Origin of the sequence: Streptomyces niveiscabiei (genome assembly GCF_001419795.1) — a bacterium.
Classification (GTDB): Bacteria; Actinomycetota; Actinomycetes; order Streptomycetales; family Streptomycetaceae; genus Streptomyces; species Streptomyces niveiscabiei.
Genome location: NZ_LIRL01000675.1, coordinates 1 through 9,147, shown reverse-complemented (window position 1 = coordinate 9,147; position 9,147 = coordinate 1). Strand labels below are relative to the sequence as shown.

General features: G+C 71.6%; 9 protein-coding genes. 3 read left to right on the top strand and 6 right to left on the bottom strand.

The window, feature by feature from the left end; all coding sequences use genetic code 11:
* Positions 1–3: 3 nt before the first annotated feature.
* Positions 4–1,176 (bottom strand): elongation factor Tu, encoded by a 1,173-nt coding sequence (gene tuf, locus AOK24_RS30130; protein WP_055723201.1) that lies wholly within the window; start codon positions 1,174–1,176, stop codon positions 4–6.
* A gap of 325 nt (positions 1,177–1,501) precedes the next feature.
* Here tuf and AOK24_RS30125 point away from each other — a divergent pair, with 325 nt between their 5' ends.
* The gene (locus tag AOK24_RS30125) at positions 1,502–2,242 is read left to right on the top strand and encodes a TVP38/TMEM64 family protein (RefSeq protein WP_055723200.1); all 741 of its coding nucleotides are present in this window, start codon (positions 1,502–1,504) and stop codon (positions 2,240–2,242) included.
* Positions 2,243–2,271: 29 nt separating this feature from the next.
* Here AOK24_RS30125 and AOK24_RS30120 read toward each other — a convergent pair whose 3' ends face one another.
* Positions 2,272–3,441: a thiolase family protein gene (locus AOK24_RS30120; protein WP_055723199.1), complete on the bottom strand. Its 1,170-nt coding sequence runs from the start codon at positions 3,439–3,441 to the stop codon at positions 2,272–2,274.
* Positions 3,442–3,550: 109 nt separating this feature from the next.
* Here AOK24_RS30120 and AOK24_RS30115 point away from each other — a divergent pair, with 109 nt between their 5' ends.
* Positions 3,551–4,018 carry a winged helix-turn-helix transcriptional regulator gene (locus AOK24_RS30115; RefSeq protein WP_055723198.1) on the top strand — a complete coding sequence of 156 codons (468 nt, stop codon included), beginning with the start codon at positions 3,551–3,553 and terminating at the stop codon, positions 4,016–4,018.
* 37 nt (positions 4,019–4,055) lie between these two features.
* Here the strand turns inward: AOK24_RS30115 and AOK24_RS30110 are convergent, their stop codons facing one another.
* The 4 genes from AOK24_RS30110 to AOK24_RS30095 all read right to left on the bottom strand — a co-directional run bounded on the left by AOK24_RS30110 (position 4,056) and on the right by AOK24_RS30095 (position 7,766).
* Entirely contained in the window at positions 4,056–4,763 is a 708-nt protein-coding gene (locus tag AOK24_RS30110) for a hypothetical protein (RefSeq protein WP_055723197.1), read from the bottom strand.
* Positions 4,764–5,011: 248 nt separating this feature from the next.
* Positions 5,012–5,722, bottom strand: a complete 711-nt coding sequence (locus AOK24_RS30105) for a cupin domain-containing protein (RefSeq protein WP_055723196.1) — start codon at positions 5,720–5,722, stop codon at positions 5,012–5,014.
* Complete coding sequence (locus tag AOK24_RS30100; RefSeq protein WP_055723195.1) at positions 5,716–6,633, bottom strand: DUF6807 domain-containing protein; 918 nt, start codon at positions 6,631–6,633, stop codon at positions 5,716–5,718. The genes AOK24_RS30105 and AOK24_RS30100 overlap by 7 nt, the downstream gene beginning before the upstream one ends.
* Positions 6,630–7,766 carry a Gfo/Idh/MocA family protein gene (locus tag AOK24_RS30095; protein WP_107104082.1) on the bottom strand — a complete coding sequence of 379 codons (1,137 nt, stop codon included), beginning with the start codon at positions 7,764–7,766 and terminating at the stop codon, positions 6,630–6,632. The genes AOK24_RS30100 and AOK24_RS30095 overlap by 4 nt, the downstream gene beginning before the upstream one ends.
* A gap of 331 nt (positions 7,767–8,097) precedes the next feature.
* Here AOK24_RS30095 and AOK24_RS30090 point away from each other — a divergent pair, with 331 nt between their 5' ends.
* Complete coding sequence (locus AOK24_RS30090; protein ID WP_055723193.1) at positions 8,098–8,973, top strand: undecaprenyl-diphosphate phosphatase; 876 nt, start codon at positions 8,098–8,100, stop codon at positions 8,971–8,973.
* Positions 8,974–9,147: the final 174 nt, after the last annotated feature.

Below are 9,147 nucleotides of genomic sequence, written 5' to 3'. Positions count from 1 at the left end.
CACCTAACCCAACACGGCGGTGACAGTCCCAGCCCCCACGGTCCTGCCACCCTCACGGATAGCGAACCCAAGACCCGCCTCCAAAGGCACATCCCGCCCCAACTCGACGGTCATGTCAACCCGCTCCCCCGGCCGCACGACAGCAACCTCACCGAGGTCGACGTCCCCCACCACATCCGCCGTACGGATGTAGAACTGCGGCCGGTACCCAGAAGAAACAGGCGTGGTCCGCCCCCCTTCACGAGCCGAAAGCACATAAACCTGCGCCGTGAACTTCCGCCGAGGCACCACACTCCCCGGCGCCGCGACGACATGCCCGCGCCGAACAGAGTCCCGGGCGACCCCTCGGAGCAGCAGCGCGACATTGTCCCCGGCCTGCGCTTCATCCATCGGCTTCCCGAAGGTCTCCACGCCGATAACCACCGTGTCGACCTCCGCCCCGAGCACTTCGACCCGGTCCCCGACCCGAACGGTCCCCCGCTCGACAGCCCCGGTGACAACGGTCCCGCGCCCGGTGATGGTGAGCACGTTCTCGACGGACAGCAGGAACGGCGCGTCGAGATACCGCTCCGGCATCGGCACATACGTGTCGACCGCGTCGAGCAGCGCCTCGACGGAGGCGACCCAACGGGGGTCCCCCTCAAGGGCCTTGAGCCCGGAGACACGGACGACGGGCGCGCTGTCACCCCCGTACCCGTGGGTCGTGAGAAGGTCCCGGACCTCCAACTCGACCAGTTCGACGAGCTCTTCGTCGGCGCCGTCGGCCTTGTTGAGCGCGACGACGATGTGGTCGACCCCCACCTGCCGGGCGAGCAGCACGTGTTCGGCGGTCTGCGGCATGATCCCGTCGCGCGCGGAGACGACGAGGATCGCCCCGTCGAGCTGCGCCGCGCCGGTGATCATGTTCTTGACGAAGTCGGCGTGACCGGGCATGTCGACGTGCGCGTAGTGGCGCGTGTCGGTCTCGTACTCGACGTGCGAGATGTTGATGGTGATACCGCGGGCGGCCTCCTCGGGGGCGCGGTCGATGCGGTCGAACGGCACGAACGTGCCGGTGCCGCGGTCGGCGAGGACCTTGGTGATGGCGGCGGTCAGGGTGGTCTTGCCGTGGTCGACGTGGCCCATCGTGCCGATGTTGAGATGCGGCTTGGTGCGTACGTACGCGGTCTTGGGCATGGCTGTACCTCGAAGCGTGTCCGTGGGAAGAAGAAAAGAGGGGACCCCGACCGACCGTCCGACCCTCCCCCTGCGGGGTCCGCCGGACTTTCCGGGGAGGGTCAGCTTCGGGCGCCGTCGACAGCGGCCGTGAGATGCGGGACGGCAGCCTTCGGCGCATCCGCGACGGCGGATGCTGCGAGGTGGAAGGCGTACCGGAACATGGCTCGATCATCGTCGAAGGACCGTCGTACGTCGAACGGTTTTCCGCGCCGTGCCGTTCAGGGCCGTCCCGGTGAGAAGCCCCATACAGCGATCAGACATCTTCGTGGGCTACCGTCACGGAATGCTCGATGCCACCACCCGCTCTGGCGGCACCGCCACGGCCGCTCCCCCGGTCACCCCCGAACTCGTCGTGCCGGTGTCCCTCGGTACGCGGCTGCTGTCCCCGTGGTCCCGCTTCTTCCTGCTGGTCGTGCTGCTCGCGGCGGCCGGCGCGGGCGTGCTGCTCTTCGAGCCGCAGAAGCTCCTCCAGGACGGCTGGCCGCCCCAGCTGACCGGCGCGTCGGCCGCCGCCGTGTTCACGGTCGCCTACGGGCTGTGCACGGTCGCGTTCGTGCCCCGGCCGCTGCTGAACCTCGCGGCGGGCGCGCTGTTCGGCTGGGAGGTGGGCCTCGTCACGACGCTCGCGGGTACGGTGCTCGGCGCGGGCGCGGCGTTCGGGCTCGGGCGGGTGCTGGGGCAGGACGCGCTGCGGCCCCTGCTGCGCGGGCGGCTCCTGAAGGCGGCGGACGGTCAGCTGAGCCGGCACGGCCTGCGGTCGATGCTCGCCGCGCGCCTCTTCCCGGGGATGCCGTTCTGGCTGGCCAACTACGGCGCCGCCGTCTCCCGCATCGGGTGGTTCCCGTTCCTGCTCGCGACCGCGCTGGGGTCGGTGCCCAACACGGCCGCGTACGTCGTCGCCGGGGCGCGGGCCTCGTCGCCCACGTCGCCGGTGTTCCTGATCGCCGTGGCGGCCATCGCGCTGCCGTCGGTGGCGGGTGCGGTGGTGGCGTGGCGAAAGAGGCATCACCTGCGCGGGAAGTAGCCCTCACCCGCAGGTCTCGTACGGAGGCCTCATACGGCTTCCAGGATCATCGCGTTGGCCAGTCCCCCCGCCTCGCACATGGTCTGCAACCCGTACCGCGCCCCGCGCTCGCGCATCGCGTGCACCAGCGTCGTCGTCAGCCGCGTCCCGCTGGCGCCCAGCGGATGCCCGAGCGCTATCGCCCCGCCGTCGACGTTGACCTTCGCGAGGTCCGCGCCGGTCTCCTGCTGCCAGGCGAGTACGACGGCGGCGAACGCCTCGTTGACCTCGAACAGGTCGATGTCGCCGAGCCCGAGCCCGGCCCGGCGCAGCACCTTCTCCGTCGCGGGGATGACGCCGGTCAGCATCAGGAGGGGGTCGGAGCCGGTGACGGCGAAGTCGCGCACGCGCGCGAGGGGGCGCAGCCCGAGGCGTACGGCCGTGTCGGCGCCGGCGATCAGGACCGCGCTCGCGCCGTCGTTGAGGGGGCTGGCGTTGCCCGCGGTGACGTTCCACTCGATCTGCGGGAAGCGCTCGGCGAAGGCGGGGTCGTAGTAGGCGGGCTTCAGACCGGCGAGGATCTCGGGTGTCGTGCCGGGCCGTACGGACTCGTCGCGCACGGCGTCGTCGAGCGGGGCGACCTCGGCGTCGAAACGGCCCCGTCCCCACGCGTCGGCGGCCTTGTGGTGCGAGGACGTGGCGAACTCGTCCATCCGCGCGCGCGTGATGGACCACTTCGCGGCGATCAGCTCCGCGCTGACGCCCTGCGGTACGAGGCCCTCCGGGTAGCGCCGGGCGATCCCCGGGCCGAAGGGGTCCTTGCCCTCCGGGACGTTCGACCACATCGGTACGCGGCTCATCGACTCGACCCCGCAGGCCACGACCAGGTCGTACGCGCCCGCCATGACGCCCTGCGCGGCGAAGTGCACGGCCTGCTGGGAGGAGCCGCACTGCCGGTCCACCGTCGTCGCCGGCACGGACTCCGGGAGGCCGGCGGCCAGGGCCGCGTACCGGGTCGTGTTCATCGCCTGCTCGCCGACCTGGTCGACCGTGCCGCCGATCACGTCGTCGATGAGCGCGGGGTCGATGCCGGAGCGGTCGACGAGGGTGCGCAGGGTGTGGGCGAGGAGGTCGACGGGGTGGACGTGGGAGAGGGAGCCGCCTGGCCTGCCCTTGCCGACGGGGGTGCGGACGGCTTCGACGATGACGGCGTCGCGCATGAGGTGCCTCCAGAGCGGGTCAGTTTGAAATTCAAACCCACTCTAACGACAAGGATGCCCCCTTGACCAGGTGGGTTGGAAATTCAAACTCTCACCTAAACTGGGCCGTATGCCCGCGCCCAAGGACCCCCGCCCCTGCTCCATCGCCGACACCCTGTCCCTCGTCGGCGAGAAGTACACCCTCTTGATCGTCCGCGAGGTCCTGCTGGGCAACGGCCGCTTCGACCAGCTGGTCCGCAACATCGGCGCCCCCCGCGACGTCCTGTCGGCCCGCCTGCGCCGCCTGGTCGAGGCAGGCGTCCTCACGAAGCACGCCTACTCGGACCGCCCCCTCCGCCACGAGTACCGCCCCACCCGCGCGGGCCTCGACCTCAACCCGGTCCTCCTCACCCTCATGGCCTGGGGCGACCACCACCTGCGCCACGACATCGGCCGCCCCCTGGTCGTCGAACACACCTGCGGCCACGAACTCCTCCCGGCGGTCACCTGCCGGGTATGCGGCGCGGAGGTGTCGGAGGAGGACCTGACCCCCCACGTGGAATCCCCGGGCTGGACGGTGGCGGGGCCCGTGGCATGACAGTGGATGGTGGCGGGACCTGTGGCGTAACAGCCCCCTACTCCATAGCGCCGCCAACGCCCTGACCGACCAGCGCCTCGGCCACCCCGAACACCGCCTCGCACTCGCCGCACCGGGCCCGCCCGAAGAGGCGCGTCAGTGACTCCGCCACTTCGCTCTGTCCGCCCTCAAGGGCCAGCGCGTGCAACCGGGCGCCGATGCCGGAGAGTTCGGCGGGGTCCACCGCGAGGAGTTCGACGCCGAAGTCCTCGTGCCCCTCCCCCACCGACAGGGCCCACTCGCCCCCGCACCCGGGACACGTGACCTCGAACTCCTCCAGCAGCAACTCCAGTTCGGTCGCCCAGAAGGGGACGCCCTCGAAGGCAAGGAGCCCTTGGAGGTGGTACACGAAGTCGCCGGGCACGTCCGCCGGTATGCCGGCGAGGACGTCCCGTGCCACGGGGAGGAGTTCGGCGATCTGGGCCCCGTACAGCTGCCGCTCGCCGTCCCCCGCCGCGCCGACGACGAGTCCGGCCATGAGGAGCGCCTCTTCGCGGGCGCCGGGCGCGCGGCCCGTGGCAATGTCCGTGAGCAGGGGGAGAGCGGCGAAACTCGCGTCGTAGACGGTCCCTTGGTGGCAGAGGGACGACCAGAGGTCGGCCCAGACGTCCTTGTCACCGGGACCGCCGTCGAGGCGGGCGAAGAGGCCGGGGGTGTCGGCGGCGGAGCCGTAGGCGTGGGTGAGGTGGGCCCAGTCGGTGGTCATGGGCGGGGATTCTGCCGCACCCCGGACACCACGCCGCATGGCGCATCCCGGGCCCTGCCCCGCCCGGCGCCACACAGCCCGAGCACCGCCCGGCCCGGCACCTCACATCCCGGGCCCGCGCCGCATCTCACGCCCCGGGCCTCGGACCACGCAGCCTGTCCCGGACCCGCGCCACGCCCCGGAGCACGCCGTTTCCTGAGCCCGCGCGCCACGCCCCGAGCCCCCGGCAACGCCGTGTCCTGCGCCGCTCACGCCTCCAGCTTGTACACGTCCAGCCGCCCGCACATCCCGAACTTCCCCTCCTCGGAGGGCTGTTCAGCCCGCACGACCGCATCGCGCAAGTGCGAGGCATCCCCCCGGCCCAGCCGATCGAGCTGCTCCCCCGTGGCCTGGGCCGCCGCCAGCGCGCCCCGTTCCCAGCGTTCGCGCCACTCCCCCAGTCGGGGCCGGACGAGAGCGGCGGCGGAGGCGTGGAAGGCGGCCAGGGCGTCGGGGGACTCGCGCAGGGCGCGGTATCCCTCCAGTGCCAAGTCCCGGCGTTTGCGGGCGACTTGTTCCTGTTGCTCGCGGGGCGCGTCGACCGGGATGCGGGTGACGGAGGCGTACGTGTCGGGGTCGGTCAGGTACTCGGGGGGAAGGGTCAGCACCGCGTCGCCCGCCTCCGGGAGCCCGCTGTTCTGCATGAGGACGGTGATCTGGAGGTCGTCCTCGTTGATGAGGCGGTGGATCGTGCCGGGGGTGAACCAGGCGATCGTGCCCGGCGTCAGGGGGGTGACCTCGTAGCCGGACGCGGTCAGGGTCTGGACCGCGCCCCGGCCGCCGGTCACGACGTACCCCTCCGAACAGGCCAGGTGCATATGGGGAGTTCCGCCGTGGAGCCCGTCGGCGGCGGGCCAGTCGTACACGCACAGCCGCGACACACCGACCCCGCCCGGCAGCCCCGCGAACCCGCTCACCACGGCCGCCCTTCGAGGTACTTGGCGATATCGGCCCGCCCCCAGGCCCCGTCGGCGACGACGACACGGTAGCGGCGGGTGAGGGTCTCCCCCGGCGGCAGCGCGAGTTCCTCGAAGAAGGCCCAGGAGGGAGCGATCGCGGCGAAGGGCTCGTTGCGGACGAACCAGTGCGCGGGATGCCCGCCGGCGTTCTCGGGAGCGTGGGCGAAGACGACCGTGGCGAACCCGTCGGCCCCGTCGTGCTCACCGGAGAGCGCGAGCCACTCCCCTTGCGTGCCCATGAGTTCGGGCCCCTCGCCGTCGGGCCCGATGATGCGGCCGTCCCGGAAGGCCCGGGGCCCGCGCCAGAACAGCCCGGTGTACCCGGCCATGTCACGCCCGGCGGTGGTGGGGCTCCCGAACAGCAGGGGTTCCGTACGCCGGTTGGTGATGGCGCTGGTCCACGTCAGCGCCCAGGACCGGGAGTCGAGGTCGACGTCGTGGACCTCGACGCGCCGCGTCTCCTCGGCCCACAGCTCACCGTCGTAGGGGTGCCAGGTGAGCCGCTCGGCGATGACGACGCGCCCGGCGTCGTCGGCGGTCACCTCGTCGAAGGCGACGTGCCGCATGGAGCCGACGCGTTCGGGGATCGCGAGGTAACCCTCGCCGTGGACATAGGAGTTGCCGCCCCAGAGGTTCGCGCCGGAGAGGTGCGAGGCGGTCAGCGAGAGGCCCTTGTGCCAGCGGTGGTCGTTGGGCCGGTAGTCGGTGACGACGTCGCCGGCGAGGGTGCGCAGGGGGTGGATGTACGGCTTGGGCGCCTCCCAGTCGGCCTCGGCGCGGTAGACGTACGAGAGGAGTTCGACGCCGGTGACGGGCTCGGTGACGGTGATGCGGTCACCGTGCGCGTGGACGATCCTCAGCTGCTCGCTCACGCGGACCCCTCCTCGGGCGCCCAGCCGGCCGCGTTGCCGTGCAGGGCGGTGTAGTACGGGTCGCCGGCGCCGATCTCGCCGCGCCGGACGGTGACGTCGGTGAACGCCGACTTGTAGAGGGCGCTGATGAGTTCGAGGCTGGCGCGCCCCTCCTCGCCGCTGAGCCGGGGCCGTTCACCGGCACGCATGCTGGCGGTGAGTTCGCGGAGCTGTTCGAGGTGCGAACTCGGCACGTCCGTACCGAAGTCGAGCCACTCGGCGAGTTCCTCGGCGGAGACGCCGGGCGCGGGGGTGATGCGCCAGTTCGCGTTGGAGTGGCCGTAGAGGTGGACGAGTTCGACGGTCGCGCGCTCGCAGTCGACGCGGATGCGGCTGACCTCGTCGGGGCTCAGCACGCTGTTGACGACGGTCGCCATCGCGCCGTTCTCGAACCGCACGAGCGCGGTGGAGACGTCCTCGGTCTCGACGTCGTGCACGAGCCGTCCGGCCATCGCGCGGACCTCGCTCCAGGGGCCGAGCAGGTCGAGCATGAGGTCCATCTGGTGGATGCCGTGCCCCATCGCGGGCCCGCCGCCCTCGGTGGCCCAGCGCCCGCGCCAGGGGACGGCGTAGTAGGCGGTGTCGCGGTACCAGGTGGTCTGGCAGTGGACGACGAGCGGCCGGCCGAGCGCCTTCTCGGCGAGGAGGCGACGGATGTGGCGGGTGCCGGAACCGAAACGGTGCTGGAAAACGATGGAGGAGTAGGGACCCGTCTCCGCGCCTTCCTCGGCGGCGACGGCGTCGTACTCGGCAAGGGTGAGGACGGGCGGCTTCTCGCACAGCACCCAGGCGCCACCGCGCAGCGCGGCCTGGCTCTGGGCGCGGTGCAGGGTGGGAGGGGTGCAGATGGTGACGAGGTCGGGGCGCTGCTCGGCGAGCATCAGCTCCAGGTCGGTGTACGGATGCGGGACGTCGCCCTCCGCGCAGAACTTCTCGACGGCCCCGGCATCGATGTCGACGGCCGCGACGACCTCGACCTCGCCCTCGGCGGCGAGTTCCTGGAGCGCGGGGAGGTGGGAGCCGCGGGCGATGGCGCCGGTGCCGATGACGGCCGCGCGGATCCTTCGGCCGGTGAGGGGAGCGGTCGGGGGCATGGGGGTGATCAGCACTCCTCGGTCTGGCGGCCGTACGCGCGAGCGGGGGAAAACATCCGCAGCAAGCGCTTTCTCTCGCCTGCAACGTATGTGCCGGTGGCGGGGTGGGTCAACAGGTCAAAGGGGGCGAGAAGGGGCGGACGGGCGCGGTGGTACGACCATCGCACGAGCTGCCCGCGCGGCCCCTGTGCCGGGCCTGTCCGCCCGGGACGCTACGCTGCCCCCTGCACCCGTTGATCTCCGCGCGCGGCGCGCCGCTGCCGTGTCGGCGGCGGCCGTCGTCGCCGCGTTCCTCGTCTGTTCCCGATCGGCACTTGGACTCCGTAACCTCATGTCTTGGTTTGAATCCCTCATCCTCGGACTCGTCCAGGGGCTGACCGAGTTCCTCCCCGTCTCCTCCAGCGCGCACCTGCGGCTCACCGCGGCGTTCTCCGGCTGGAAGGACCCGGGCGCCGCGTTCACGGCGATCACCCAGATCGGTACGGAAGCGGCGGTGCTGATCTACTTCCGCAAGGACATCGGGCGGATCATCGGGGCCTGGTGCAAGTCCCTCTTCAAGAAGGAGCTGCGCTCCGACCACGACGCGAAGATGGGCTGGCTCGTCATCGTCGGCTCGATCCCGATCGGCGTCCTGGGGCTCACCCTCAAGGACCAGATCGAGGGACCGTTCCGGGACCTGCGGATCACCGCGACGATGCTCATCGTCATCGGCGTCGTCATGGGGGTCGCCGACCGGCTCGCCGCGCGCGACGAGGCCGACCGCAGGCACCGCGCGCCCAAGCAGCGCAAGGCCCTGGAGAACCTCGGCGTCAAGGACGGCCTGATCTTCGGCCTCTGCCAGGCGTGCGCCCTCGTCCCCGGTGTCTCCCGCTCCGGCGCGACCATCACGGGCGGCCTCTTCATGGGCTACAAGCGCGAGGCCGCCGCGCGCTACTCCTTCCTCCTCGCGATCCCGGCCGTCCTCGCGTCCGGCCTCTTCGAGACGAAGGACGCGCTGGAGAGCGACCACGTGTCCTGGGGTCCCACGATCTTCGCCACCGGCATCGCCTTCGTCACCGGATACGTCGTGATCTCGTGGTTCATGAAGTTCATCAGCACGAAGTCGTTCATGCCGTTCGTGTACTACCGGGTGGCGCTGGGGATCGTGATCATCGCGCTGGTGACGGCGGGGGTGCTGAGCCCGCACGCGGCGGAGTCGGCGGGCTGAGCGGGCGCTTCGCGCGAGAACGGGTGCTGCTGCGTCTTTGAAGGGCGCGGGGCTGTGGGGCCCTGGGATGTGGTGAGGCGCGGGGCCGTGAGGCGCGGGGCCGTGAGGCGCGGGGCCGTGAGGCGCGGGGCCGTGAGGCGCGGGGCCGTATCGATGTGCGGCTGCCGCCGCGTG

Coding starts and splice junctions, on each gene's coding strand:
- tuf (WP_055723201.1), bottom strand. CDS start 1,176: ATGCCCAAGACCGCGTACGTACGCACCAAGCCGCATCTCAACATCGGC.
- AOK24_RS30125 (WP_055723200.1), top strand. CDS start 1,502: ATGCTCGATGCCACCACCCGCTCTGGCGGCACCGCCACGGCCGCTCCC.
- AOK24_RS30120 (WP_055723199.1), bottom strand. CDS start 3,441: ATGCGCGACGCCGTCATCGTCGAAGCCGTCCGCACCCCCGTCGGCAAG.
- AOK24_RS30115 (WP_055723198.1), top strand. CDS start 3,551: ATGCCCGCGCCCAAGGACCCCCGCCCCTGCTCCATCGCCGACACCCTG.
- AOK24_RS30110 (WP_055723197.1), bottom strand. CDS start 4,763: ATGACCACCGACTGGGCCCACCTCACCCACGCCTACGGCTCCGCCGCC.
- AOK24_RS30095 (WP_107104082.1), bottom strand. CDS start 7,766: ATGCCCCCGACCGCTCCCCTCACCGGCCGAAGGATCCGCGCGGCCGTC.
- AOK24_RS30090 (WP_055723193.1), top strand. CDS start 8,098: ATGTCTTGGTTTGAATCCCTCATCCTCGGACTCGTCCAGGGGCTGACC.